The organism is Stenotrophomonas acidaminiphila (assembly GCF_014109845.1).
Lineage (GTDB): Bacteria > Pseudomonadota > Gammaproteobacteria > Xanthomonadales > Xanthomonadaceae > Stenotrophomonas > Stenotrophomonas acidaminiphila.
On record NZ_CP043567.1, the window covers coordinates 3,189,881 to 3,215,105 of the forward strand.

The 25,225-nt window shown below is 69.4% G+C and carries 21 protein-coding genes and 1 pseudogene; 15 read left to right on the plus strand and 7 right to left on the minus strand.

Going from position 1 to position 25,225, the window contains the following annotated elements; translation table 11 throughout:
* Window positions 1-24 precede the first annotated feature (24 nt).
* From F0P95_RS14520 to map, 7 genes and pseudogenes are all read right to left on the minus strand, one after another.
* The gene (locus tag F0P95_RS14520) at window positions 25-450 is read right to left on the minus strand and encodes a RidA family protein (protein WP_182334820.1); all 426 of its coding nucleotides are present in this window, start codon (window positions 448-450) and stop codon (window positions 25-27) included.
* Between the two features lie 155 nt (window positions 451-605).
* Window positions 606-2,291, minus strand: a complete 1,686-nt coding sequence (gene asnB / locus F0P95_RS14525; RefSeq protein WP_182334821.1) for an asparagine synthase B — start codon at window positions 2,289-2,291, stop codon at window positions 606-608.
* 336 nt (window positions 2,292-2,627) lie between these two features.
* Entirely contained in the window at window positions 2,628-3,755 is a 1,128-nt protein-coding gene (gene dapE / locus F0P95_RS14530) for a succinyl-diaminopimelate desuccinylase (RefSeq protein WP_182334822.1), read from the minus strand.
* A gap of 13 nt (window positions 3,756-3,768) precedes the next feature.
* The gene (locus tag F0P95_RS14535) at window positions 3,769-4,125 is read right to left on the minus strand and encodes an arsenate reductase (protein WP_182334823.1); all 357 of its coding nucleotides are present in this window, start codon (window positions 4,123-4,125) and stop codon (window positions 3,769-3,771) included.
* 46 nt (window positions 4,126-4,171) lie between these two features.
* Complete coding sequence (gene dapD / locus F0P95_RS14540; protein WP_182334824.1) at window positions 4,172-5,218, minus strand: 2,3,4,5-tetrahydropyridine-2,6-dicarboxylate N-succinyltransferase; 1,047 nt, start codon at window positions 5,216-5,218, stop codon at window positions 4,172-4,174.
* Window positions 5,218-7,867 (minus strand): annotated as a pseudogene (locus tag F0P95_RS14545) ([protein-PII] uridylyltransferase). The gene dapD and the pseudogene F0P95_RS14545 overlap by 1 nt, the downstream one beginning before the upstream one ends.
* On the minus strand, window positions 7,864-8,655 hold the full coding sequence (map, locus tag F0P95_RS14550) for a type I methionyl aminopeptidase (RefSeq protein WP_054666814.1): 792 nt from the start codon (window positions 8,653-8,655) through the stop codon (window positions 7,864-7,866). The pseudogene F0P95_RS14545 and the gene map overlap by 4 nt, the downstream one beginning before the upstream one ends.
* Before the next feature lie 324 nt (window positions 8,656-8,979).
* Here map and rpsB point away from each other — a divergent pair, with 324 nt between their 5' ends.
* The 15 genes from rpsB (at window position 8,980) to F0P95_RS14625 (ending at window position 25,167) form a co-directional block, all read left to right on the plus strand.
* Entirely contained in the window at window positions 8,980-9,786 is an 807-nt protein-coding gene (gene rpsB, locus F0P95_RS14555; protein ID WP_054666816.1) for a 30S ribosomal protein S2, read from the plus strand.
* A gap of 132 nt (window positions 9,787-9,918) precedes the next feature.
* The gene (gene tsf, locus F0P95_RS14560; RefSeq protein WP_182334825.1) at window positions 9,919-10,800 is read left to right on the plus strand and encodes a translation elongation factor Ts; all 882 of its coding nucleotides are present in this window, start codon (window positions 9,919-9,921) and stop codon (window positions 10,798-10,800) included.
* Between the two features lie 181 nt (window positions 10,801-10,981).
* A complete protein-coding gene (locus tag F0P95_RS14565; RefSeq protein WP_182334826.1) occupies window positions 10,982-12,487 on the plus strand; it encodes a GGDEF domain-containing protein in 1,506 nt (501 codons plus the stop codon).
* A gap of 109 nt (window positions 12,488-12,596) precedes the next feature.
* The gene (gene pyrH, locus F0P95_RS14570; RefSeq protein ID WP_182334827.1) at window positions 12,597-13,325 is read left to right on the plus strand and encodes a UMP kinase; all 729 of its coding nucleotides are present in this window, start codon (window positions 12,597-12,599) and stop codon (window positions 13,323-13,325) included.
* Window positions 13,326-13,487: 162 nt separating this feature from the next.
* Window positions 13,488-14,045: a ribosome recycling factor gene (gene frr / locus F0P95_RS14575; RefSeq protein ID WP_182334828.1), complete on the plus strand. Its 558-nt coding sequence runs from the start codon at window positions 13,488-13,490 to the stop codon at window positions 14,043-14,045.
* Window positions 14,046-14,072: 27 nt separating this feature from the next.
* On the plus strand, window positions 14,073-14,822 hold the full coding sequence (gene uppS, locus F0P95_RS14580; protein ID WP_182334829.1) for a polyprenyl diphosphate synthase: 750 nt from the start codon (window positions 14,073-14,075) through the stop codon (window positions 14,820-14,822).
* Window positions 14,819-15,640, plus strand: coding sequence for a phosphatidate cytidylyltransferase (locus F0P95_RS14585; protein ID WP_182334830.1), 822 nt, complete (start codon window positions 14,819-14,821; stop codon window positions 15,638-15,640). Before uppS ends, F0P95_RS14585 begins: the two co-directional genes overlap by 4 nt.
* Before the next feature lies 1 nt (window position 15,641).
* Window positions 15,642-16,856, plus strand: a complete 1,215-nt coding sequence (locus F0P95_RS14590) for a 1-deoxy-D-xylulose-5-phosphate reductoisomerase (protein WP_182334831.1) — start codon at window positions 15,642-15,644, stop codon at window positions 16,854-16,856.
* Window positions 16,857-16,882: 26 nt separating this feature from the next.
* On the plus strand, window positions 16,883-18,241 hold the full coding sequence (rseP, locus tag F0P95_RS14595; RefSeq protein ID WP_182334832.1) for an RIP metalloprotease RseP: 1,359 nt from the start codon (window positions 16,883-16,885) through the stop codon (window positions 18,239-18,241).
* A 71-nt stretch (window positions 18,242-18,312) separates the two neighbouring features.
* Complete coding sequence (bamA, locus tag F0P95_RS14600) at window positions 18,313-20,778, plus strand: outer membrane protein assembly factor BamA (protein WP_182334833.1); 2,466 nt, start codon at window positions 18,313-18,315, stop codon at window positions 20,776-20,778.
* A 221-nt stretch (window positions 20,779-20,999) separates the two neighbouring features.
* Window positions 21,000-22,022 (plus strand): UDP-3-O-(3-hydroxymyristoyl)glucosamine N-acyltransferase, encoded by a 1,023-nt coding sequence (gene lpxD, locus F0P95_RS14605; protein ID WP_182334834.1) that lies wholly within the window; start codon window positions 21,000-21,002, stop codon window positions 22,020-22,022.
* Window positions 22,019-22,477 (plus strand): 3-hydroxyacyl-ACP dehydratase FabZ, encoded by a 459-nt coding sequence (fabZ, locus tag F0P95_RS14610; protein ID WP_054666837.1) that lies wholly within the window; start codon window positions 22,019-22,021, stop codon window positions 22,475-22,477. Before lpxD ends, fabZ begins: the two co-directional genes overlap by 4 nt.
* A gap of 19 nt (window positions 22,478-22,496) precedes the next feature.
* A complete protein-coding gene (gene lpxA / locus F0P95_RS14615; protein WP_182334835.1) occupies window positions 22,497-23,288 on the plus strand; it encodes an acyl-ACP--UDP-N-acetylglucosamine O-acyltransferase in 792 nt (263 codons plus the stop codon).
* Window positions 23,285-24,529 (plus strand): lipid-A-disaccharide synthase, encoded by a 1,245-nt coding sequence (lpxB, locus tag F0P95_RS14620; protein WP_182334836.1) that lies wholly within the window; start codon window positions 23,285-23,287, stop codon window positions 24,527-24,529. The genes lpxA and lpxB overlap by 4 nt, the downstream gene beginning before the upstream one ends.
* Window positions 24,526-25,167 (plus strand): ribonuclease HII, encoded by a 642-nt coding sequence (locus F0P95_RS14625; protein WP_182334837.1) that lies wholly within the window; start codon window positions 24,526-24,528, stop codon window positions 25,165-25,167. Before lpxB ends, F0P95_RS14625 begins: the two co-directional genes overlap by 4 nt.
* Window positions 25,168-25,225 lie beyond the last annotated feature (58 nt).

The window sequence follows — 25,225 nt, forward strand, 5'->3', positions numbered from 1 at the left end:
ATGCCGGCCCGCAGGGCGACGGGGCTATTCCAGGCGCACCGTCCACTCGATCTCGAGCATGTCCTCCGCGTTGAACAGGCGGCTGACCTGCACCCAGCTCGCGGCCGGGTACCTGCCGTCGGCGAAGAACGCCTTGCGCGCGGGAATGGCCTTGACCAGTGCATCCATGTCGGTGGTATACGCGGTTTCCTTCACCACCTGGCTGCTGTCGGCACCGAACCGCTGCAGGATCTTCGTGAGCGCGCCATAACACGCCTGTACCGCCGCCTGCATGTCCTGCCCGCGGCAGGGCACGCCGGAGACATGCAGGGTGTCGCCGTCGCGCACCACGCCGGCATAGCCGATATCCGCTTCCCAGCTGCCCAGCGCGTGGCGCTCCAGCGGCACCTCCGCGGCAGCGGCAGGCGCAGCGCACAACAGACCGGACACCAGCAACGAATACGCACGCATCGAAGAACCCCCTTGAGCGCAACAGTGAGATGAGCGGCAGCGGCTCCGGGCAGGGACCGCCGTCGTCGCGATGGATACGGACGCGCCGGCTCCAGGGACAGACGCGCCGTGCGATGAGGAAAGACCGGCGGCGCAGCAGCGCGCCGCCGCCCTGCTCATCCCGCCAGCGCCTGCGCGTGCACGCCGGCCACCGCGCGGCCGGACGGGTCGGCCATGGCCGCGAAGCTCGCGTCCCAGGCGATCGCCGCCGGCGAGGAACAGGCGATGGACTTGCCGCCCGGTACCGTCTCGGCCGCGGCCGGGGTCGGATAGAACTGCTCGAACAGGCTGCGGTAGTAGTACGCCTCCTTGGTCTGCGGCGGGTTGTACGGGAAGCGCTTGTCGGCGGCGGCCAGCTCGCGGTCGCTCACCTGCGCCTCGGCATGCGCCTTCAGCCCATCGATCCAGCCGTAGCCGACGCCATCGCTGAACTGCTCCTTCTGCCGCCACAGGATTTCCTTCGGCAGGTAGCCCTCGAACGCCTCTCGCAGCACCGCTTTCTCGATGCGGCCGCTGGCCTTGTCCACCATCTTGTGGCTGGCGTCCATGCGCATCGCCACGTCGAGGAAGGCGCGGTCCAGGAACGGCACGCGCGGCTCCACGCCCCAGGCCATCATCGATTTGTTGGCGCGCAGGCAGTCGTAGTTGTTGAGCGCGTCGAGCTTGCGCACCAGCTCCTCGTGGAACTCGCGCGCGTTCGGCGCCTTGTGGAAGTACAGGTAGCCGCCGAAGATCTCGTCGCTGCCCTCGCCGGACAGCACCATCTTCACCCCCATCGCCTTGATCCGCCGCGCCAGCAGGAACATCGGCGTGGAGGCGCGGATGGTGGTGACGTCGTAGGTCTCGATGTGGCGGATCACTTCCGGCAGCGCGTCCAGGCCTTCCTCGAAGGTGTACTCGAAGCCGTGGTGCACGGTGCCGAGCATGTCGGCGGCGATCTTCGCCGCGGCCAGGTCGGGCGACCCGGCAAGGCCGATGGCGAAGCTGTGCAGGCGCGGCCACCAGGCCTCGCTGCGGTCGCCATCCTCGATGCGATGGCGTGCGTAGCGCGCGGCCACCGCCGCCACCAGCGACGAATCCAGGCCGCCGGACAGCAGCACGCCATAGGGCACGTCGGTCATCAGCTGGCGGTGCACCGCGGCCTCGAAGGCTTCGCGCAGTTCCTGCCGGGACACCTCAACGCCCTGCACCGCGTCGTAGTCGCGCCACGGCCGCTCGTAGTACCGGGTCAGCGCGCCGGTGGCGCTGTCGTACCAGTGGCCCGGCGGGAACTGCGCCACGTCGGCGCAGGTATCGGCCAGCGACTTCATCTCCGATGCCACGCACAGGCGGCCCTGCTTGTCGTGGCCCCAGTACAGCGGCACCACGCCGATCGGATCGCGGGCGATGATCGCGCGTCCGGCGCGCTTGTCCCACAGGGCGAAGGCGAAGATGCCGTTGAGCCGGTTGAGGAACGACGCAGGTTCGTCCTCGCGGTACAGCGCATTGATCACCTCGCAGTCCGAGCCGGTCTGGAACGCATAGGGCTGCACCAGTTCCTGCTTCAGTTCGCGGTGGTTGTAGATCTCGCCGTTGACCGCCAGCGCCAGCGTGCCGTCCTCGGACAGCAGCGGCTGCGAACCGCCGGCCGGGTCGACGATGGCCAGGCGCTCGTGCACGAGGATGGCGCGCTCGTCCACGTACACGCCGCTCCAGTCGGGGCCGCGATGGCGCTGGCGCTGCGATTGCACAAGTGCCTGCCGGCGCAATGCCTGCAGGTCATCGCCCGGTTGCAGGCCGAAGATGCCGAAGATGGAACACATGGGGACTGCTCCTGGTTGTGGGGGTGTTTCGTTGAATCCCCGGCCACGGAGGGCCGGGTTCTTGTGGAGGGACCCACGCGCGCAACAAAAAACCCGCATCGGCCGATGCGGGTTTTCTGGTCACTGGGCGTATGGTGCTTGTGGCTCAGTCGCAGACCCGCATCGGCCGCGCGCGATTGTTCGCAATCGCATTATTGCGATTGTTCGACACGTTCACGTTGGCGCAGGCGTTGCGGTTCATGGGGCCGACGATAGCGTGGCCCTGCGACGGCGTGCAACTGTTTCGTGGGCAACCGATGCGCCCGTCCGCGCGATCCCGCGGCCGCCGCGGGCGGATCAGGCCAGCAACCGCGCGATCAACTGCCGGTACAGGTCGGGCAGCGCCCGCAGGTCGTCCAGTCGCACGTGCTCGTCCACCTGGTGGATGCTGGCGTTCACCGGCCCCACCTCGATGCACTGCGCGCCCAGCGGCGCGATGAAGCGGGCATCGGAGGTGCCGCCACCGGTGCTTTCCTCGGGCGCGGCGCCGGCGAACCCGGCCAGCACCTCGTGCGCGACGCTGCGCAGGCGGCCTTCCGGGGTATAGAACGGCTCGCCGCTGCGGTGCCATTGCAGCGTGTAATCAAGGCCGTGGCGATCCAGCAGCGCGGCGATCTCCGCCTCCAGCCGCCCGGCGTCCCAGTGCGGGTTGTAGCGCAGGTTGAACATCACCTGCAGGTCGCCGGGGATGACATTGCCGGCGCCGGTGCCGGCGTTGATGTTGGAGATCTGCAGGCTGGTCGGCGGGAAGCTCCCGTAGCCATCGTCCCAGTGCCGCGCCGCCAGTTCGGCCAGCGCCGGGGCGGCCAGGTGGATCGGGTTGCGCGCCTTGTCGGGATAGGCGACATGGCCCTGCACGCCCCTGACCTGCAACTTCGCCGACAGGCTGCCGCGGCGGCCCACGCGCAGCAGGTCGCCCAGGGTCGCGGTGGACGAGGGCTCGCCGGTGATGCACCAGTCGATGCGCTGCCCGCGCTCGCGGAACAGGCGCGCGACGTGGCGCACGCCATCGATGGCATCGCCCTCCTCGTCGCTGGTCAGCAGCACCGCCAGGGTGCCGGGATGGTCGGGGTGGTCGGCGACGAACTGCCCGGCGGCGACCACGAACGCGGCCACGCTGCCCTTCATGTCGGCGGCGCCACGGCCATAGAGCACGCCATCGCGCACCTCCGGCCGGAACGGATCGCTGCGCCATGCCGCGACCGGGCCACTGGGCACCACGTCGGTATGGCCGAGCAGCACCAGTACCGGCGCGCCGCTGCCGTGGGTGGCCCACAGGTTGTCGACCTCGCCCAGGCGCAGGTGTTCGCACTGGAAACCGGCCGCCTGCAGGCGGTCGGCCACCAGCTGCTGGCAGCCGGCGTCGTCCGGCGTCACCGACGGCCGCGCGATCAGTTCGCAGGCCAGCTCCACCACATCGCTCATCGGCCGCATGCCGTCAGCCCACGCCGAAGCGCTGCTTGAAGCCGTTGTCGGAAAAGCCCTGGCTCAAGGCGCCATCACTGGTGACGACCAGCGGGCGCCGGATCAGCTGTGGGTACTCGCGCAGCAGCAGCTTCCACTCGGCCTCGGAGCCGGGCGCCCTGCGCGCATCGGGCAGCTGCCGCCAGGTGGTCGAGGACTTGTTGACCAGTGCCTCGAAACCACCGGCCTTGCCCGCCCATTCGAGCAGGGTCTCGGGGCTGGGCTTTTGGTCACGGTAGTCGATGAAGGTGTAAGCGACGCCGAAACGGTCCAGCCACTTGCTGGCCTTCTTGCAGGTGTCGCAGTTCTTGAGTCCGTAGAGAGTGGTCATTGCAGGATCCAGGGCTTGCCCTCTCCGGCGAGGGAGAGGAGGAACATCAGTCGGCCAGGCCGCGCAGCAGGTCGTTGACGCTGGTCTTGCTGCGGGTGCGGGCGTCGACCTGCTTGACGATCACCGCGCAGTACAGCGAGTGGGTGCCGTCCCTGCTCGGCAGCGAGCCGGACACCACGACGCTGTAGGGCGGGATGTAGCCGTAGCTGACTTCGCCGGTGGCGCGGTTGTAGATGCGCGTGCTCTGGCTCAGGAACACGCCCATGCCGATCACGCTGTGGTGGCCGACCACCACGCCTTCCACCACTTCCGAGCGCGCACCGATGAAGCAGTGGTCCTCGATGATGGTCGGACTGGCCTGCAGCGGTTCCAGCACGCCGCCGATACCGGCGCCGCCGGACAGGTGGCAGTGCTTGCCGACCTGCGCGCAGGAACCGACCGTGGCCCAGGTATCGACCATGGTGCCCTCGCCCACGTACGCGCCGATGTTGGTGAAACTCGGCATCAACACCACGTCGCGGCCGAAGTGGGAGCCGCGGCGGGCGATGGCGCCGGGCACCACGCGCACCCCGGCAGCGCGGAACTCGGCCTCGCCATGACCGGCGAAGCGCGACTCGACCTTGTCCCAGAACGGCGCCGGGCGGCCATCCATCACGCTCATGTCGTTGACGCGGAAGTACAGCAGTACCGCCTTCTTCAACCACTCGTTGACCTTCCAGCCGCCATTGCCGTCCGGCTCGGCGACCCGGAATTCGCCCGACTCCAGGCCGTCGATGACGCGGTTGACCAGCGGCCGGGTGTAGCCCTCGATCTCGTCCATGGTCAGCATCGCGCGGCGCTCGAACGCGCTCTCGATGCCGAACTTCATTTCCGCCACGCCCGGCGCCGGCGGCTTGCGCAGGCTGCGCGGGCCGATCGATTCGATCGCCTTCGGCCGGGCCGCCGGCGCTTTCCCGGGTGCGGTCCTCGCCGGCTTCGTGGCCGGCGCCGCCGCAGCGGCGGCCTTCTTCGGCGCGGCCTTCCTGGGCGCAGTCTTTTTCGCGGCGGCCCTGGTCGGGGCGGACTTCTTGGCGGCGGGCTTCCGGGTGGCCATCAGCGGGGGTCTCCTGGCGTTCTGTCGGGCTCCAGGCAGGCCAGCAATGCATCGCGCAGGGCCTGCCGGGAGGTTTCGGTAAGGGGGCGGTCGTGGCGGTCGGTCAGCTGGAACTGGTCCTCGGCGCGCTCGCCGAAGGTGGCGATGCGCGCATCCTGCACCCGCAGCTGCTGGTCGCGCAGCACGTGCGCGACATCGGCCAGCAGGCCCGGCCGGTCCGGCGCCACCAGGTTCAGCACCGTGCGCGCATGCTCGGCGTTCTCGATGAACTCGATGCGCGGCGCGAAGCGGAAATGCCGGAGCTGGCGCGGAATCACCCGCCGTGCCGGGCGCAGCACCAGGATGTTCCCGGCCAGCGCCTTGCGCAGCAGCAGTTCCAGGCGCGCGGTGTCGCCGTCGGCGAAGCTGCCGGCCGGGGTCACCTCGAAGGTATCGAAGATGGTGTCTTCCGGCCCGTCGAGCACGCGCGCGCGGTGGATGCTGTAGCCGGCGCGATCCAGGGTCATCACGATCGCGGCGAACAGGCCGTCGCGGTCGGGCGAGTGCACGAACACTTCCAGCGCGTCGCTTTCCGGCGCGATCCGGCGTGCCTTGACCAGGGTGCCGCCACGCGCCACTTCCATCAGCGAGGTGGCCTGCCACACCAGCTGCTCGGGGCGGAAGCGCACGAAGCTCTCGTCCGGCATCGCGCTGAACTGGCGCTCGATCACCGCATCGGCATGGCCGAGCGCGCGCATCAGCTCGCGCACGCTGGCGCGCGCCTCGAGCACCCGCTCGGCCTCGGGCAGCGGCTGCTCCAGGCCCTCGCGCAGGGCGCGGCGCGCGGCGAAATACAGGTCGGCCAGCAGCCGGTCCTTCCAGGCGTTCCACAGCTTCGGGCTGGTGCCGGCGATGTCGGCGCAGGTCAGCAGGTACAGGTAGTCCAGCCGTTCGCGGCTGCCGACCAGCCCGGCGAAGCGGTGGATCACCTCCGCGTCGGTGATGTCCTGCTTCTGCGCGGTGACCGACATGCGCAGGTGCTGCTCCACCAGCCAGGCCACCAGTTCGGTGTCGGTGGCGCTCAGGCCGTGCGCGGCGCAGAACGCGCGCGCGTCCACCGCGCCGAGTTCGGAATGGTCGCCGCCACGGCCCTTGGCGATGTCATGGAACAGCCCGGCCAGCAGCAGCAGTTCGGGCTTGCGCAGCCGCGGCCAGACTTCATGGGCGATGGAGAACCGCTCATCGGCGCGGCCGGCGGCGAACACGCCGATGTTCCGCAGCACCATCAGCGTGTGCTGGTCCACGGTGTAGACGTGGAACAGGTCGAACTGCATGCGCCCGGACACCTGCGCGAAGGCCGGTATCCACTGCCCGAGCACGCCCAGCCGCGCCATGCGCGCCAGCGTGTCCACCGCGCGCGGGCCGCGCAGCAGGGCGATGAACTGCTCGCGCACCGCCGCGTCCACTTCGGTATAGGCGGGAATCTCGTCGAGCATCTCGGCCAGGCCGCGCGCGGTCAGCGAATGCAGGCCGCGTACCTGCGGCGTGCGCGCCCAGCAGGCGAACAGGGCGAAGATGCGCGCGATGTCGCCATGCGGCCATAGCGGATCGTCGGCCGACAGGTAGCCGCGGCGCAGCGAAAAAACCGTCGCCGACCGGTTCGGGCGACGCCTCGCCGTCGAACTGTTCCTCGAAGCGCTGCAGCAGGCGGTCGCTGATCCGGCGCACCACCGCCGCGCTGCGGTAGAAGCCCTGCATCATCTTTTCCACGCCCAGGTTGCCGGCGTCGTCGGCGAACCCCATGCGTTCGGCCAGCGCCTTCTGGTGGTCGAAGCGCAACCGTTCCTCGGCGCGCTGCGCGACCAGGTGCAGGCCGAAGCGCAGCCGTGCCAGCACCGCGCGCTCGCGCTTGAGCGCGGCGGCCTCGTCCAGGCCCAGGTGGCCGAGCCCGACCAGCGCGTCGATGTCGCTCACGCCGAACGCGCGCAGCGCCATCCAGCCCAGGGTGTTGAGGTCGCGCAGGCCGCCGGGGCCATCCTTGATGTCCGGTTCCAGGTTGTCGGCGGTGTCACCGAACCGCTGGTGGCGCAGCAGCAGTTCCTCGCGCTTGGCCAGGAAGTAGTCGCGCGCCGGCCAGATCAGGGTCGGCGATACCGCGCGCGCCAGCGCCTGCTGCGCCCCCGCGGCGACGCACAGCGGTCGTGCCTCGATCAACGCGGTGAGCACGGTCTGGTCGGCTGCGGCCTGCACGCACTGCGCGGCCGAGCGCACCGCATGGCTGGCCGGCAACCCGGCGTCCCACAACAGCGCGAACAGCCGCGCCAGCGCGGCCTCGCTGGCCTGTTGCACGTGCGGCTCGCCCAGGACCAGCAGGTCGATGTCCGAGCGCGGGAACAGTTCGCCGCGGCCGTAACCGCCGACCGCGAACAGCGACAGGCCGTCATCAGCGGCCAGGCAGCGCCGCCAGGCCTGCTGGATCAACTGGTCGACGCTGCGCGCGCGCAGCGCCAGCAGCCGCTCGATGTTGTCGCCCTGCTCGAAGCGCCGGCACAACCGCGCATCGGCCTGGGCCAGCGACTGCCGCGCCGCGGCCGCCCACTGCGCGTCGCCCGCGGGGTCGGCCGGCGCGTCCGGTACGTGCTGGACCAGATCCGCCGGCAGTGGGCTCATGCCGCCCCGGATCGCGCGTGTTCGGCCTCGGCCGGCGACAGCGTCAGCACCTCCACGCCATCCTCGGTCACCGCCACCATGTGCTCCCACTGCGCCGAAAGCTTGCGGTCCTTGGTGACCACCGTCCAGCCATCGGGCAGCACCCTGGTGTAACGGGTGCCCTCGTTGATCATCGGCTCGATGGTGAACGTCATGCCCGGCTTGAGCACCAGCCCCTGCCCGGGGCGGCCGTAATGCAGCACCTGCGGTTCGTCGTGGTAGACCTTGCCGATGCCGTGGCCGCAGTACTCGCGCACCACGCTGAAGCGCTCGGATTCGGCGTATTCCTGGATCGCATGGCCGATGTCGCCCAGCGTGGCCCCGGGCCGCACCGCGCGGATGCCGCGCCACATGGCTTCGCGGGTCGTCTCCACCAGCCTCCTGGCCATCACCGAGGGCGTGCCGACGTAGTACATACGGCTGGTGTCGCCGTGCCAGCCGTCCTTGATGACGGTCACGTCGATGTTGACGATGTCCCCGTCCTTGAGCACCTTGGCCTCGCTGGGGATGCCGTGGCAGATGACGTTGTTGACCGAGGTGCACAGGGTCTTGGGAAAGCCGCGGTAGCCCACGTTGGCCGGGACCGCACCCTGCACGTTGACGATGTGGTCGTGGCAGATGCGGTCCAGTTCCTCGGTGGTGACACCGGGTTTGACGTGCGCGCCGATCATGTCCAGCACTTCGGCCGCCAGCCGGCCGGCGATGCGCATCTTGGCGATTTCTTCGGGGGTTTTCAGGTTCACGCTCATGGCCGCCATTATCACCCATCGGCGCCTGCCTGAACGAGTTTTCCCGCGCCCCCTCCGCCCGGCCAGGCGGGCAATTTGCGCCACGGCCCCGCGCGCCCTATAATTCCGCGGCTCCGCTGCCGACCCCATGCCAGCGCGGGCCGCCCACACCGGGCGTCACCGGTGAATCCACACCTGCTGCCCCCATCCGTGCCGGGGTGCTCCGCAAGGAGTTCGGCCACGGAGGCAACAGGGAAGCCCAACCCCGGAACCCATCGCGCTTCCACGCGTCCCGCACACTTTGCCCGCGGGCGGAATCGCCGGTTCCCCGTCAGGAGTTCTGCAATGTCCCAGATCACCATGCGCCAGATGCTGGAAGCCGGCGTCCACTTCGGCCACCAGACCCGTTACTGGAACCCGAAGATGGCCCCGTACATCTTCGGCGCCCGCGGCAAGATCCACATCATCAACCTGGAAAAGACCGTCCCGCTGTTCAACGACGCGATGAACTTCATCTCGTCCGTTGCCCAGAAGCGCGGCACCATCCTGTTCCTGGGCACCAAGCGCAGCGCGCGCGATGCCATCAAGGAAGAGGCCGAGCGTTGCGGCATGCCGTTCATGAACCAGCGCTGGCTGGGCGGCACCCTGACCAACTTCCGCACCGTCAAGCAGTCCGTTGCCCGCCTGAAGGAACTGGAAGCCGGCGAAACCGACGGCACCTTCGAGCGCCTGGTCAAGCACGAAGTGCTGGGCCTGCGCCGCGAGCGCGACAAGCTGGAAGCCTCGCTGGGTGGCATCAAGGACATGAACCGCCTGCCCGACGCGATCTTCGTGATCGACATCGGCCATGAAGACATCGCCATCAAGGAAGCCAAGAAGCTCGGCATCCCGGTGATCGCCGTGGTCGACACCAACTACAACCCGGAACTGGTGGACTACGCCATCCCGGGCAACGACGACGCCATCCGCGCCGTGCAGCTGTACGCCCGCGCCGCCGCCGACGCCGTGCTGGAAGGCAAGGCCTCGGCCCCGAACGCCGCTTCGGTGCGCGAGGAAGAGTTCGCCGACGCCGCTGCCGCCGAAGAAGCCAAGCCGGCCCGCCGCGCTCCGGCCAAGAAGGGCGCCAAGAAGGGCGACGAGGCTTCGGCCTGATGCACACCCGGCGGGCGCCCGGCGCCCGCCCTCCCTGCAGCGACGCCCAGCGGCGCCGGCCACTGACAGGGCCACGTAACAACGGCCGGCGATCATCGCCGGCCTGCCCCTTTCTATCGTTGAGGTAATCCCATGGCTGAAATCACCGCTTCCCTGGTCAAGGAACTGCGCGAGCGCACCGGCGCCGGCATGATGGAATGCAAGAAGGCCCTGGCCGAAAACAACGGCGACATCGACGCCGCTGCCGAAGCCCTGCGCAAGTCCGGCGCCGCCAAGGCCGACAAGAAGGCCGACCGCGTCACCGCCGAAGGCCGCATCGGCGTCGCCCTGAACGGTGGCAAGGCCGTGCTGGTCGAAGTGAACTCGGAAACCGACTTCGTTGCCAACGACGTCAACTTCAAGGCATTCGTCGACGCCGTCGCCGCTGCCGCCCTGGCCTCCGGCGCCAGCGACATCGAGTCGCTGAAGTCGGCCAAGCTGGCTACCGGCGAGACCGTCGAGGAATCCCGCACCACCGCCATCCAGAAGCTGGGCGAGAACATCCAGATCCGCCGCCTGGCCAAGGTCGACGGCAACAACACCGTCGGCGCCTACGTGCACAGCAACGGCAAGATCGGCGTGCTGGTCGACCTGGCCGGCGGCAACGCCGAGCTGGCCAACGGCCTGGCCATGCACGTGGCCGCGATGAACCCGCCGCACAACAAGGCCGCCGACGTGCCGGCCGAGTTCGTGGCCAAGGAAAAGGAAATCGAGCTGGCCAAGATGAGCGAAAAGGACAAGGCCAAGCCGGCCGAGATCCTGGAGAAGATCATCAGCGGCAAGATCAACAAGATCATCAGCGAAGTCACCCTGTACGGCCAGAACTACGTGCTGGACAGCGACAAGACCGTCGAGCAGGCCGTGAAGGCCGCCGGTGGCGACGTCGTCGGCTTCCAGCGCCTGGTGGTCGGCGAAGGCATCGAGAAGGTGGTCGAGGACTACGCCGCCGAAGTCGCCAAGGCGATGCAGGTCTGACCAGACCCCGATCCGGAACCCAGAAGAAGCCGCGGACTCCGCGGCTTCTTTTTTTTCCGCCATCCGGGGCCACCCCGGCTTTTCCAGTGGACTTCAAGTCCCTTTGCCCGATACTGTGGCGCAAACATCCCCGTACCCGCCCCGCCTGTATCCTTGATGGCCTGCTGAACACCTCCCCGACATGTCCCCCGAGCTCAACGCAGCGCTGTCACTCTGCCGCAACCTGCCCTCGCCGCCGGGCATCGCCATCCGCATCATCGAGCTGGCGCAGGACCCGGAGACCGACATCGCCACCGCGGCCGACGCCATCGCGATGGACATGGCATTGAGCGCGCGGATGCTGCGCATCGCCAACTCCCCGCTGTATGCCAGCCGGCGCCGCATCGAGAACCTCGGGCAGGCGCTGACCATGCTCGGGCTGAACGCGACCCTGCAGCTGGCGCTCGGCTTCTCGCTGGCCAATGCGGTGGACAAGGAAGGCCTGGACCCGCGCCTGCTGGAGCGCATCTGGCGCCGCAGCGTGCTGTGCGCGCTGGCCGCGCGGTTCCTCGGCCTCGGCAGCGGGGTGCGCCGCGTCGAGGAACTGATGCTCGCCGGGCTGCTGCAGGACGTGGGCACGCTGGCGCTGATGCAGGCCAGCCCGGACACCTACCCGGCGCTGTTCGACAACGCCACCAGCAACGAGGAACTGCTCGTCCACGAGCGCGCGATCCTCGGCTGCAGCCATGCCGATGCCGGCGCCCAGCTGTGCGAGCAGTGGCACCTGCCGCGTTACCTTGTCCAGGCCATCGCCAACAGCGAACCGCCGGCCGAACCGGAAGACCTGTTCCAGCGCTGCATCGCCCTGTCCGGCTGCGTGGCCGAGATCTGGCTGGCGGCCGATGCCGACGCCGCGCGCAGCCATGCGCTGCAGCGGGCCTACCGGGAGCTGGGCATGGACAGCCAGGGCTTCGAGCAGGTGCTGCAGCGGATCAGCCAGATGCTGCCCGAGCTGTGCGCCCTGCTCGACGTGCCGGTGCCCAGCTCCGCGCGCCTGCGCTTCCTGCTCGACCACGCCGAGGAACTGAAGGAGCTGCGCAACCTGCGCGAGCTGCAGGATGCCTCGGCCACCCGCCGGCGTGCCGACGATTTCGAACTGATGGCCCGGCGCCTGGCCGAACAGGCGCACCTGGACGCCCTGACCGGGGTGCTCAACCGCCGGCACCTGGAAACCGTGCTGGAGCAGGAGTTCGCCCGCGCCGCGCACATGAACCGGCCCCTGTCGATCGCCTTCATCGACCTGGACGATTTCAAGAAGATCAACGACGCCCACGGCCACCTGGCCGGCGACCGGGTGCTGCAGTCCTTCGCCTCGCACCTGCAGGAGCAGCTGCGCACCAGCGACACCGTGGCCCGTTTCGGCGGCGAGGAGTTCGTGGTGCTGTTCCCCGACACCAACGAGCGCATCGCGCTGGAAGTGGTGCGGCGGGTACTGGACACCATCGCCCACACGCCGATGGCCGAGATCGAAGGCGCGCCGCTGCACATCACTTTTTCCGCCGGCGTGGCCACCCATGGCGACTATGAGCGCTTCGCCAACGTGCAGGACCTGCTCAGGGCCGCCGACGACGTGCTGTACCGCTCCAAGAGCCTGGGCCGCAACCGGGTGATCGCCCGCGCCCCCGAGCCGCAACCGGCTTCCGGCTGAACACGGGCGGACGCGAAGCGGAGTTCGTCATTGCAGTGCAACAAAAGCGCTGCCCGGCAGGCCTCCAATCCGTTAGAATTCCCGCGTTTTCCAGCCATCGAGGTCGCCCATGTCCCAGCTCGCCTACCAACGCATCCTTCTGAAGCTTTCCGGGGAGGCGCTGATGGGAGACGAGGACTACGGCATCGACCCCAAGGTCATCAACCGCCTGGCGTGCGAGGTCATCGAGGCGCAGCAGGCCGGCGCCGAAGTGGCGCTGGTCATCGGCGGCGGCAACATCTTCCGCGGTGCCGGCCTGGCCGCCGGCGGCATGGACCGCGTCACCGGCGACCAGATGGGCATGCTGGCCACGGTCATCAATGCGCTGGCCATGCAGGACGCGCTGGAGAAGCTCGGCGCCAAGGCGCGCGTGATGAGCGCGATCAAGATCAACGACGTGTGCGAGGACTACATCCGCCGCCGCGCCATCCGCCACCTCGAGAAGGGCCGGCTGGTGATCTTCGCCGCCGGCGTCGGCAGCCCGTTCTTCACCACCGACTCGGGCGCCGCGCTGCGCGCCATCGAGATCGGCGCCGACCTGCTGCTCAAGGCCACCAAGGTCGACGGCGTCTACGACAAGGACCCGAACAAGCATGCCGACGCGGTGCGCTACGACACCCTGAGCTACGACCAGGTGATCAGCCAGGGCCTGGAGGTCATGGACACCGCCGCCTTCGCCCTGGCCCGCGACAGCGACCTGCCGCTGCGCGTGTTCGACATGGGCCAGCCCGGGGAACTGCTGAAGATCCTGCGCGGCGAGAACATCGGCACCCTGGTGCACGGCCGCGACGCCCACTGACCCCCGGCCCGCGCTGCGGGCCATGCCGGCGGCGGCCGCCGCGCGCGGCGCCACGCACCGGGCGCGCGGGGATCGGCCGCGCCCCGCTTCACGATTCCCGCCCGGCCAGCAGGGCTGTTCGCCTATAATCGGCCGGTTCCAGAAACATCCAGGATTCCGGCGATGATCAACGACATCAAGCAAGATGCGCAGGCGCGCATGGCCAAGAGCATCGACGCTCTGCGCCACACCCTCACCACCATCCGTACCGGCCGCGCGTCGCCGGCCCTGCTGGACGGCATCAAGGTCAAGGCCTACGGCACCGACACGCCGCTGAACCAGGTGGCCAGCATCAGCGTCTCCGAAGGCCGCTCCCTGGTCATCACCCTGTTCGACAAGAGCATGATCAAGGAAGTGGAGAAGTCCATCTACGCTTCCGACCTGGGCCTGACCCCGACCACGGTGGGCACCACCATCCGCCTCAACCTGCCGCCGCTGACCGAGGAGCGCCGCAAGGAGCTGGCCAAGACCGTCAGCAAGGAAGGCGAGGACAGCAAGGTCGCCATCCGCAACGTCCGCCGCGACGCCAACCAGGAAGTGGCCAGGCTGCTCAAGGACAAGGCGATCACCGAGGACGAGGACCGCCGCGCGCAGGACGAGATCCAGAAGCTGACCGACAAGGCGATCAAGGACGTCGACGAAGTGGTCAAGCTCAAGGAACAGGAACTGATGGCAGTCTGACCGGTGCCGTCCGCCATGCCCAACGGCATGCCAGCACCCGGCTTGCCCGCGCACGTTGCCATCATCATGGATGGCAACGGCCGCTGGGCGCAGCAGCGGCGCCGCCCGCGCATGATCGGCCACCGCGCCGGCGCGCGCGCGGTCAACCGCACCATCGACTTCTGCCTGGAGCGCGGCATCGCCGCGCTCACGCTGTTCGCGTTCTCCAGCGAGAACTGGGGGCGGCCGCAGGAAGAAGTGGATGCACTGATGAAGCTGTTCCTCGGCGCGCTCGACCGCGAGGTGGATGAACTCGACCGCCGCGGCGTGCGCGTGCGCTTCATCGGCGAACGTTCGCGCTTTGCCGCCGGCATCGTCCAGCGCATGCAGCGGGCCGAACAGCGCACCGCCGGCAACGGCGCCATGACCCTGAGCGTGGCCGCCAGCTATGGCGGCCGCCAGGACATCGCCCATGCCGCGCGGCTGCTCGCCGAGCAGGTCGCCGCCGGCACCCTGCGGCCCGAACAGATCGACGAAGACCTGATCGGCCGCCATGTCGCGCTCACCGACCTGCCGCCGCCGGACCTGTTCATACGCACCGGCGGCGATACCCGCATCAGCAATTTCCTGCTGTGGCAGTTGGCGTATACCGAACTGTGGTTCACCGACGTGCTGTGGCCGGATGTCGACGCCGGCGTCCTGCAGCAGGCCCTGGACGACTACGCGCGGCGCGAACGCCGCTATGGATTGACCAGCGCACAGGTCGCCGCGGCGGCCCCGGAGACCGTTTCCCCATGACCAAGACCCGAGTCATCGCCGCGCTGATCATGGCCCCGACGGCCATCTGCGCGATCCTGCTGCTGCCCCCGCAATGGCTGGCCGCCGCCGCCGCGCTGGTGTTCCTGACCGGCCTGTGGGAATGGTTCCGGATGGCCGGCGTGGACGGGCTGCCGCGTACCGTGCTGCTGGTGCTGAACCTGCTGCTGATGGTGCTGCTGGTATGGGCGTCGGCCGGCAGCCTGGTGCTGTTCCAGCTGGCCTCGCTGGTCGGGGTCGGCTTCTGGCTGCTGGCGCTGCTGTGGCTGCGCTTCTTCGACTTCGGTGCGCACGAGGAAAGCGCCGCGCGCATGCTCAAGCTGGCCGCGGGCACCCTGGCGGTGGTCCCGGCCTGGGCGGCGCTGGTGCTGATCCATGCCGGCGAGCCGCACGGCAACCGCTGGCTGCTGACCGCGCTGGCGGTGGTATGGGCCGCCGATTCGGGCGCGTACTTCGCCGGGCGCGCGTTCGGCCGGCACAAGCTGGCGCCGCGGGTGAGCCCGAACAAGACCATCGAGGGCCTGCTGGGCGGGCTGGTTGCCGGCCTGGTCGTTGCCGTCGGCTTCGGCTGGCTGGCCGGCGTGCAGCCCGGCGCCATCGGCTGGCTGCTGCTGGTGGCCGCGGTCACGGTGCTGGCCTCGGTGCTCGGCGACCTGTTCGAAAGCCTGCTCAAGCGCCACGCCGGATTCAAGGATTCGGGCAGCCTGATCCCGGGCCATGGCGGCGTGCTCGACCGCATCGACGGCGTACTGGCCGCACTGCCGGTGTTCGCGCTGGGCAAGGAAATCTTCGGCTTCTGACATGTCCGCCAACCCGCTTCCCCACCAGGCCGGCCCGCGACGGGTCGCGATCCTGGGCGCCACCGGCTCGATCGGCAGTTCGGCACTGGACGTCATCGCCCGCCACCCGGGGCAGATGCGCGCCAGCGTGCTGGCCGCCGGCAACAACGTCGACGCGCTGATCGCGCTGTGCCGGAGCCACCGCCCCGAGCACGCCGCCATCGCCGATCCGGCACTGTACGAGCGCCTGCGCGACGGGTTGCGCGATGCCGGCCTGGCGACCGCGGCCCACGCCGGCGCCGCGGCCATCGATGCGCTTGCCGCCGGCGACGCCTGCGACACCGTGGTGGCCGCCATCGTCGGCGCGGCCGGGCTGTCCTCGACGCTCGCCGCCGCCCGCGCCGGCAAGCGCCTGCTGCTGGCCAACAAGGAATCGCTGGTGCTGGCCGGCGAACTGCTGACCCGCGAAGCGGCAGCGGCCGGCGCGGACATCATCCCGATCGACAGCGAACACAACGCCATCTTCCAGTGCCTGCGCTCGCGCGACGCCAGCGTCGAGGGTGCAGGCGTGCGGCGCATCCTGCTCACCGCGTCCGGCGGCCCGTTCCGCGGCCGCAGCCGCGCCGAACTGGAGGCGGTGACCCCGGCGCAGGCGGTGGCGCACCCGAAGTGGTCGATGGGGCCGAAGATCTCGGTCGATTCGGCCACGCTGATGAACAAGGGCCTGGAGGTGATCGAGGCCCACCACCTGTTCGGCGTGCCGGGTGCGCGCATCGACGTGCTGGTGCACCCGCAGAGCCTGGTGCACTCGCTGGTCGAGTTCATCGACGGCTCCACCCTGGCCCAGCTTGGCCTGCCGGACATGCGCACCACCCTGGCGGTGGGCCTGGGCTGGCCGCGGCGCGTCGAATCGGGCGTGGCCGGGCTCGACCTGCTGGCCCAGGGCCGGCTCGATTTCGAGGCGCCCGACCTGGACGCCTTCCCCTGCCTGCGCCTGGCCTGGCAGGCCATGGAGGCCGGCGGCAGCGCCCCGGCGATCCTGAACGCCGCCAACGAAGTTGCCGTTTCAGCCTTTCTTCAGGGCCGCATAGGCTTCCTGTCGATTCCCGCGCTGGTGGAACACGCGCTGTCCACACTGCCTCACATGGCTGCCGATACACTGGACGCCCTGCTGGCGGCCGACGCACGGTCCCGCCAGGTCACCTCCACCGCCATCGCCCGCCTGCCCCATGCCTGACCCCGTCTTCCAACCGAGCCGCGCCCATGGCTGACTTCCTCGGTTCCGTGTGGTGGATGATCGTCAGCCTCGGCGTGCTGGTGACCTTCCACGAATTCGGCCATTACTGGGTCGCCCGGCGCTGCGGGGTGAAGGTGCTGCGCTTCTCGGTCGGCTTCGGCCGCCCGCTGTGGAGCCGCCGCAACCGCAACGGCACCGAATTCGTCATCGCCGCCATCCCCCTGGGTGGCTACGTGAAGATGCTCGACGAGCGCGAGGTCGAAGTGCCGGCCGGCGAGCGCGCCGTGGCCTTCAACAACAAGAGCGTGTGGCAGCGCATCGCGATCGTGGCCGCCGGACCGGCCGCCAACCTGCTGCTGTGCATCGCCCTGCTGTGGGCGATGTTCGTGATCGGCCGCCAGGACTACTCGGCCACGCTCGGCCGCAGCACCGGCATGGCCGCCGCCGCCGGACTCGAGGCCGGCGACCGCATCATCGACATCGACGGCCGCGCGGTCGCGACCTGGGCCGAGGCCAGCATGGCCCTGACCACCGCCGCCATGGACCGCCAGGATGCCCGCGTACGGGTGCTCGACGCGCTGGACACCCCGCGTACCCGGGTACTGCCGCTGTCCACCCTGCCGGCCGGATTCGACGAACGCACGGTACCGGCGCAGGCCGGCCTGGGCTGGCGGTTCCAGCTGCAGCCGGCGCAGGTCGACTCGGTCGCCGAAGACTCCGCCGCCAGCGGCCACCTGCAGCGCGGCGACCTGATCCTGGCCGTCGACGGCCAGCGCGTGGAAAGCGCCGACCAGGTCGCGCCGCTGGTGCAGCAGCTGGGCGAGCGCGGTGGCCCGGGCATGATCGAGGTCGAGCGCGACGGCCAGCGCCTGGCCCTGGAAGTGCTCCCGCGCAAGGCGCCGGGCGGGGCCGGCGACGGCCGCTGGCTGCTCGGCGTGGGCTTCGTCAGCGGCCAGGCGCCGGCCTACGACGCGCGCCAGCAGTACGGACCGCTGGCGGCACTGCCGGCCGCGCTGCGCGAGAGCGGCCGCCTGGCCAGCGACTCGCTGGGCATGATGCGGCGGATGCTGACCGGCCACGCCTCGGTCAAGAACATTTCCGGCCCGATCACCATCGCCCGCGTCGCCAATGCCTCGGCCGAGCGCGGGGTGGACTGGTTCCTGTACTTCCTGGCCCTGCTGTCGCTGAGCCTGTGCATCATCAACCTGCTGCCGATCCCGATCTTGGACGGCGGTCACCTGCTGTATTACCTTATCGAGTTGCTCAAGGGGAGCCCACTGAGCGAACGCGCCATGGCCGCCGGGCAATATGTCGGCCTGGCGCTGCTGGCCGGGCTGATGGGGCTGGCGTTCTACAACGACATCCTCGGGCTGTTTCCGCGATGAACTTTTTCCCGCTGACGTCGTCATACGCCGGCACCCACGCAACAATGAAATCGACTCCAACCGGACGTGACATGACGCGACTTCCCAATCGCCGCCTGCTTGCCCTCGCCCTCGCCGCCGGTCTGGCCGCGCCCGCGCTCGCACAGGCAGCCGAGCCTTTCACCGCCAGCGACATCCGCGTGGACGGCCTGCAGCGCATCTCTTCCGGCACCGTCTTCACCTACCTGCCGGTGGAACGCGGCGACCGCGTCGACGACGCCAAGGTCGGCGAGACCATCCGCGCCCTGTACAAGACCGGCTTCTTCGAGGACGTGCAGCTGGACCGCCAGGGCGACATCCTGGTGGTCACGGTCAAGGAGCGCCCGGCGATCAACAAGCTCACGGTCACCGGCAACAAGGACATCAAGAGCGAGCAGCTGCTCAAGGGCCTGTCCGACATCGGCCTGAGCGAGGGCGGCACCTTCGACCGCCTGAGCCTGGACCGCGTGACCCAGGAGCTGCGCCGCCAGTACAACGACCGCGGCAAGTACAACGTCGAGATCACCCCCACGGTGAGCCCGCTGGACCGCAACCGCGTGGACGTGGCCATCGCGGTCAAGGAAGGCAAGGCGGCCAAGATCCGCCACGTCAACCTGGTCGGCACCGAGAAGTTCGAGTCCGCGGACATCCTCGATACCTGGGAATCGAAGGAGCACAACTGGGCTTCGTGGTACCGCCGCGACGACCAGTACTCCAAGGAAAAGCTGTCCGGCGACCTGGAGAAGCTCAACTCCTGGTACCTGGACCGCGGCTACGTCGATTTCAGCGTCGATTCCACCCAGGTCTCGATCAGCCCCGACAAGCGCGACATGTTCATCACCGCCGGGGTGACCGAGGGCGAGCAGTACAAGATTTCCGAGATCAAGGTCACCGGCGACACCATCCTGCCGCAGGAAGATGTCGAGCGCATGGTGTTCCAGAAGGCCGGCGACACGTTCTCGCGCGGCCTGCTGGAGTTCAGCGCCAACGCGATCACCAATACCCTGTCCAACGTCGGCTACGCCTTCGCCAAGGTCAACCCGATCCCGACCAGCAACCGCGCCGAACGCACGGTGGCGGTCAACATGCAGGTGGTGCCGGGGCCGCGCGTGTCGGTACGCCGCGTCGTGTTCAAGGGCAATACCCGCACCGCCGACGAGGTGCTGCGCCGCGAGATGCGCCAGTTCGAGAACGCCTGGTATTCGCAGGCCGCCATCGACCGCTCCAAGATCCGCCTGCAGCGCCTGGGCTATTTCGAATCGGTCGACGTCGAGACCTCGCCGGTCACCGGCAGCAACGACCAGGTCGACGTGGTCTACAACGTCAAGGAGACCACCTCCGGCAGCTTCGTGTTCGGCCTGGGCTATTCGCAGTCCTACGGCATGACCACCTCGGTGCAGCTGTCGCAGAACAACTTCCTGGGCGGCGGCAACCGCGTGTCGGTCGAGGCCTCGCGCAGCAGCTACCTGCAGCGCTACGGCTTCTCCTACATGAACCCGTACTTCACCGACGACGGCGTCTCGCTGGGCTACAACCTGTCCTGGCGCGAGCTGGACTACTCGGACTTCAACACCGCCCAGTACAACAGCACCAACGGCTCGGCGCAGATGATCTTCGGCGTGCCGATCACCGAGAACGACAGCTTCTCGCTGATGTTCGGCATCGACAGCAACCAGATCACCACGTACCCGTCCTACACCCCGCAGTCGATCATCGACTACATCGATGCGATGGGCACGCGCACGTTCCACTCCTGGCGTACCGAGCTGGGCTGGGCGCGCGACACCCGCAACGAGTACTTCATGCCGACCCGCGGCACCTACCAGCGCCTGGGCCTGGAAGCCACGCTGCCCGGGTCCACCGCCGAGTATTACAAGATCAGCTACCAGATCTCCAAATACTGGCCGATCATGCCGTCGCTGGTGATCAACACCCGCGTCGAGTTCGGCTACGGCGACTCGTACGGCAACGACAAGGTGCGCGATATCTGCTGGTTCGAGACGCCTGCGGTCCCCGGCACCCCGGCCGATGGCGACACCCCCGCAGTGCCGGGCACGCCGGCCACCACCGAAGTGGTGGACTGCGCCACCAACCCCACCGCCAAGCACCGCCAGGTGAAGGCGTCGGGGCTGCCGTTCTTCGAGAACTTCTACGCCGGCGGCACCAACTCGGTGCGTGGCTTCCGCGACAACACCCTGGGCCCGCGCTCGGAGATCATCGGCGGCTACTATCGCGGCCAGCCGCTGGGCGGCTCGCTGAAGACGGTCGGCTCGGTCGAGGCGTACTTCCCGAAGCTGTTCGACAGCCCCTCGGCGCGCGTGTCGGCGTTCCTCGACTTCGGCAACGTCTACAACGGAACCGACAACTTCGATGCGGGCGAACTGCGCGCCTCGGCCGGTGTCGCCCTGCTGTGGCGCGCCCCGGTCGGCCCGATCTCGATCAGCTACGCCTTCCCGCTCAAGAAGAAGGAAGGCGACGAGATCGAGCGCCTGCAGTTCACCTTCGGCGGGCAGTTCTGACGAACTGCCCGCGCACCCCGGGGCAATGTCCCGGGTACCCATCGGTCCGCCATGGCGGACCGATGGGTCGCGCCCCTGCCTTCCGATTCCCCCCGCCTTCGGCGTGCCTCCTTTCACCAAAGGGGGCTTTCCTCCAGAACGGTCCGGCCGCTGCCCGCACCCACGCGGGCTCTTGGCTGCCGCCGCATGACCGCGCCACTTCCAGACGCTAAACTCCCGGCGTGAATACTCCGACCCATACCGCACAGGACCTCGCCGACCGCTTCGGGCTGCAGGTGCACGGCGACCCGTCCACCGTCATCCACGGCGTGGCCACGCTGGCCCATGCCGGCCCCGGGCAGCTGACTTTCCTGGCCAATCCGCGCTACCGCGCACAGCTGGCCGAGAGCAGGGCGGCCATCGTCGTCCTGCGCGCCGATGACGCCGAGGCCGCCCCCGGCACCGCCCTGGTCGCCAAGGACCCCTACACCACCTTCGCCAAGATCGGCGCGCTGTTCGAGACGGTGCCGCTGCGCGAGCCCGGCATCCATCCCAGCGCGGTGATCGACCCGTCCGCGCAGGTGGCCGCCAGCGCCCACGTCGGCCCGTTCGTCAGCATCGGCGCGCGCAGCGTGGTCGGCGAGAACTGCATCATCGGCGCCGGCAGCATCATCGGCGAGGACTGCTCGCTGGATACCGGCTGCGAGCTGATCGCCCGCGTCACCCTGGTCACCCGGGTCCGCCTCGGCAAGCGCGTGCGCATCCATCCCGGCGCCGTGCTCGGTGCCGACGGCTTCGGCCTGGCGATGGATGCCGGCCACTGGATCAAGGTGCCGCAGCTGGGTGGCGTGCACATCGGCGACGACTGCGAGATCGGCGCCAACACCTGCGTGGACCGCGGCGCGCTGGAAGACACCGTACTGGAAGAAGACGTGCGCCTGGACAACCTGGTGCAGATCGCCCACAACTGCCATATCGGCGCGCACAGCGCGATCGCCGGCTGCACCGGCATCGCCGGCAGCGCCCGGATCGGCCGCTACTGCCTGCTCGGCGGCGCGGTCGGCGTGGTCGGGCACCTGGAAATCTGCGACCACGTCGTCGTCACCGGCAAGTCGGTGGTGCGCAACTCCATTACCGAACCGGGCGAGTACTCGTCCGGCACCCCATTGACCGACAACCGCACGTGGCGCAAGAACGCCGCGCGCTTCAAGCAGCTGGACAGCCTGGCGCGCCGGGTCCTGGCTGTGAGCAAGGAGAAGGAATGAACTCACCGCTGCCGTTGCCCATCGACGTCAACACGATCCGCACGCTGATCCCGCACCGCTACCCGTTCCTGCTGGTGGACAAGGTGGTCGCGCTGGATACCGAGGCAAGGACGATCGTCGCGCACAAGAACGTCACCATCAACGAGCCGTTCTTCCAGGGACACTTCCCTTCCCAGCCGATCATGCCGGGCGTGCTGATCATCGAGGCGCTGGCGCAGGCCGGCGGCGTGCTGACCCAGCTGAGCCTGGGCCGTGACGCACAGTCCAAACTGTTCTACCTGGTCAAGGTGGACAACGTGCGCTTCATGAAGCAGGTGGTGCCCGGCGACGTGCTGGAGCTGCACGTGCAGGTCAAGCGCGTGATCCGCAACATGGCCGTCTATTACGGCGAGGCCAAGGTGGACGGCGAAGTGGTGGCGCATGCCGAGGTGCTGTGCGCCGGCACCCGCGAATGATCCCGACCGGAGCCCGCGCATGAATGACAGCGCCCCCCTGATCCACCCCACCGCGGTCATCGATCCGTCGGCACGGCTGGCCGACGACGTCCGCGTGGGCGCGTTCAGCCTGATCGGCGCCGACGTCGAGATCGGCGCCGGTACCGTGGTCGGCCCCCATTGCAGCATCCACGGCCCGACCCGCATCGGCCGCGACAACCGCTTCATCGGCCACGCCGCCATCGGCGGCGAGCCGCAGGACAAGAAATACGCCGGCGAGCGCACCGAACTGGTGATCGGCGACCGCAACGTGTTCCGCGAGTTCGTCACCGTCAACCGCGGCACCGGCGGCGGCGGCGGCGTCACCCGCATCGGCAACGACAACTGGCTGCTGGCCTACACCCATGTCGCCCACGACTGCGATGTCGCCGACCACTGCGTGTTCTCCAACAACACCACCCTGGCCGGCCACGTCAGCGTCGGCAACTGGGTGATCATCAGCGGCTTCGCCGGTGCCCACCAGTTCTGCCGCATCGGCGACCACGCCTTCCTCGGCATGGGTGCGCTGGTGACCGGGGACATCCCGCCGTTCACCATGGTCGGCATCGACGGCCACGGCCGTCCGCGCGGCATCAACAGCGAAGGCCTCAAGCGCCGCGGCTTCGACCCCGCGCGCATCGGCGCCATCAAGCGCGCCTACCGCACCCTGTACGTGGCCGGCATTCCGCTGGCCGAGGCCAAGCAGCAGCTGGCCGAACAGGCCCGGGACAGCGACGACGTGCGGCAGATGCTGGACTTCATCGAACACGCGGACCGTCCGCTGCAGCGATGAGTGCCGAAGGCAGCACCGTGAACGGGTACGCAGGGCCCGGGGACGGCGGCGGCGGCGCGGCGGCCATCACCACCGCGCGCGTGGGCCGTGGCCCGCGCATCGCGCTGGTGGCCGGGGAAACCTCCGGCGACCAGCTCGGCGCCGGCCTGATCGCCGAACTGCGCCAGCGTTTCCCCGACGCCGAATTCGCCGGTATCGGCGGTGACGCCATGCGCGGCGCCGGCTGCCAGACCTGGTTCGATGCCAGCGAGCTGGCGTTGATGGGCCTGGCCGAGATCCTGCGCCACCTGCCGCGCCTGCTGAAACTGCGCCGCGCGTTCCGCGAGCGCGTGCTCGACTGGCGCCCGGACGTGTTCATCGGCATCGACGCGCCCGATTTCAACCTTGGCGTCGAACGCTGGCTCAAGCAGCGCGGCATCCGCACCATGCACTACGTCAGCCCCTCGGTCTGGGCCTGGCGCGAGAAGCGTGCCGAGAAGATCGGCGGCAGCGCCGACATGGTGCTGTGCCTGTTCCCGATGGAGCCGCCGATCTACGCGCGCCATGGCGTCGACGCGCGCTTCGTCGGCCACCCCATGGCCGATGCGATCGCGCTGGACAGCGACCGTGCCGATGCACGCACCCGGCTGGCGCTGCCGGCCACCGCGCCGGTGCTGGCGGTGTTGCCGGGCAGCCGCCTGGGCGAGGTCGGCCGGCTTGGCCCGGCGTTCTTCGAGGCCGCCTGGCAGGTGGCCGAGCGCATGCCCGGGCTGCATATCGTGGTACCGGCGGCCAATGCCCGCTGCCGGCAGCTGCTCGACCAGCAGATCGCCGCCTCGGCGCTGCCGGCCGCGCGCCTGCACGTGCTCGATGGCCAGGCCCGCGACGCGCTGACCGCCGCCGACGTGGTGCTGCTGGCGTCGGGCACCGCCACCCTGGAGACCATGCTGGTCAAGCGGCCGATGGTGGTCGGCTACCGCGTGTCGGAACTGACCTACCGCATCGCCCGCGCGCTGAAACTGGTCAAGGTCGACCGCTACGCCCTGCCCAACGTGCTGGCCGGGCGCGACCTGGCGCCGGAACTGATCCAGCACGACTGCACGCCGGACCGGCTGGCCGCGGCCGTACTGCGGTGGTTCCAGCACCCCGGCCACGTGCCCGGGTTGCAGGACGACTACCGGCGCCTGCACCTGCAGTTGCGCCAGGACGCCTCGGCCCGCGCCGCCGACGCGGTGGCGTCGCTGCTGGCGCGACCCGCATGAGCCGGCCCCCGGCCGCAACGCTGGCCCTGTTCGACGACGGCCTGCTGGCCGCCCGCCAGGGCCCGCGCCTGACCGCCGGCGTGGACGAGGCCGGACGCGGCCCGCTGGCCGGCCCGGTGGCGGTGGCCGCGGTGGTGTTCGACCCGCAGCGGCCGCGCATCAACGGCCTGGACGACTCCAAGGCGCTCACCGCCGCGCGCCGCGAACAGCTCTTCGAGCGTATCGTCGAGCGCGCCCTGGCCCACAGCATCGTGCTGGTGGACGTGGCCGAGATCGACGACATCAACATCTTCCAGGCCACCATGCAGGGCATGCGCCGGGCCGTGCAGGGCGTGGCCCATGTGGCCCAGTTCGCGCGCATCGACGGCAACAAGGTGCCCAAGGGCCTGCCGTGCCCGGCCGAAGCGCTGGTCGGCGGCGACGCCATCGACCGCGCGATCATGGCCGCCTCGATCCTGGCCAAGGTCAGCCGCGACCGCTACATGCTGGACCTGCACCTGCGCCATCCCGAATACGGCTTCGACCAGCACAAGGGCTACGGCACCCCGGCCCACCTGGCCGCGCTGCGCGCGCACGGCCCCTGCCCCGAGCACCGGCGCAGTTTCGCGCCGGTCCGCGACGCCCTGGCCCTGGCGTAACCCCTGCCCGCGGGCGCATTCGCCGCCCGTCAAGCCTTGTCCGCTCCCGCCCCCGCCG

What these genes read in the sequence shown, in the direction of transcription:
- F0P95_RS14520 (WP_182334820.1), bottom strand. Translation starts at nt 450, where the DNA reads ATGCGTGCGTATTCGTTGCTGGTGTCCGGTCTGTTGTGCGCTGCGCCT.
- asnB (WP_182334821.1), bottom strand. Translation starts at nt 2,291, where the DNA reads ATGTGTTCCATCTTCGGCATCTTCGGCCTGCAACCGGGCGATGACCTG.
- dapE (WP_182334822.1), bottom strand. Translation starts at nt 3,755, where the DNA reads ATGAGCGATGTGGTGGAGCTGGCCTGCGAACTGATCGCGCGGCCGTCG.
- F0P95_RS14535 (WP_182334823.1), bottom strand. Translation starts at nt 4,125, where the DNA reads ATGACCACTCTCTACGGACTCAAGAACTGCGACACCTGCAAGAAGGCC.
- dapD (WP_182334824.1), bottom strand. Translation starts at nt 5,218, where the DNA reads ATGGCCACCCGGAAGCCCGCCGCCAAGAAGTCCGCCCCGACCAGGGCC.
- map (WP_054666814.1), bottom strand. Translation starts at nt 8,655, where the DNA reads ATGAGCGTGAACCTGAAAACCCCCGAAGAAATCGCCAAGATGCGCATC.
- rpsB (WP_054666816.1), top strand. Translation starts at nt 8,980, where the DNA reads ATGTCCCAGATCACCATGCGCCAGATGCTGGAAGCCGGCGTCCACTTC.
- tsf (WP_182334825.1), top strand. Translation starts at nt 9,919, where the DNA reads ATGGCTGAAATCACCGCTTCCCTGGTCAAGGAACTGCGCGAGCGCACC.
- F0P95_RS14565 (WP_182334826.1), top strand. Translation starts at nt 10,982, where the DNA reads ATGTCCCCCGAGCTCAACGCAGCGCTGTCACTCTGCCGCAACCTGCCC.
- pyrH (WP_182334827.1), top strand. Translation starts at nt 12,597, where the DNA reads ATGTCCCAGCTCGCCTACCAACGCATCCTTCTGAAGCTTTCCGGGGAG.
- frr (WP_182334828.1), top strand. Translation starts at nt 13,488, where the DNA reads ATGATCAACGACATCAAGCAAGATGCGCAGGCGCGCATGGCCAAGAGC.
- uppS (WP_182334829.1), top strand. Translation starts at nt 14,073, where the DNA reads ATGCCAGCACCCGGCTTGCCCGCGCACGTTGCCATCATCATGGATGGC.
- F0P95_RS14585 (WP_182334830.1), top strand. Translation starts at nt 14,819, where the DNA reads ATGACCAAGACCCGAGTCATCGCCGCGCTGATCATGGCCCCGACGGCC.
- F0P95_RS14590 (WP_182334831.1), top strand. Translation starts at nt 15,642, where the DNA reads ATGTCCGCCAACCCGCTTCCCCACCAGGCCGGCCCGCGACGGGTCGCG.
- rseP (WP_182334832.1), top strand. Translation starts at nt 16,883, where the DNA reads ATGGCTGACTTCCTCGGTTCCGTGTGGTGGATGATCGTCAGCCTCGGC.
- bamA (WP_182334833.1), top strand. Translation starts at nt 18,313, where the DNA reads ATGACGCGACTTCCCAATCGCCGCCTGCTTGCCCTCGCCCTCGCCGCC.
- fabZ (WP_054666837.1), top strand. Translation starts at nt 22,019, where the DNA reads ATGAACTCACCGCTGCCGTTGCCCATCGACGTCAACACGATCCGCACG.
- lpxA (WP_182334835.1), top strand. Translation starts at nt 22,497, where the DNA reads ATGAATGACAGCGCCCCCCTGATCCACCCCACCGCGGTCATCGATCCG.
- lpxB (WP_182334836.1), top strand. Translation starts at nt 23,285, where the DNA reads ATGAGTGCCGAAGGCAGCACCGTGAACGGGTACGCAGGGCCCGGGGAC.
- F0P95_RS14625 (WP_182334837.1), top strand. Translation starts at nt 24,526, where the DNA reads ATGAGCCGGCCCCCGGCCGCAACGCTGGCCCTGTTCGACGACGGCCTG.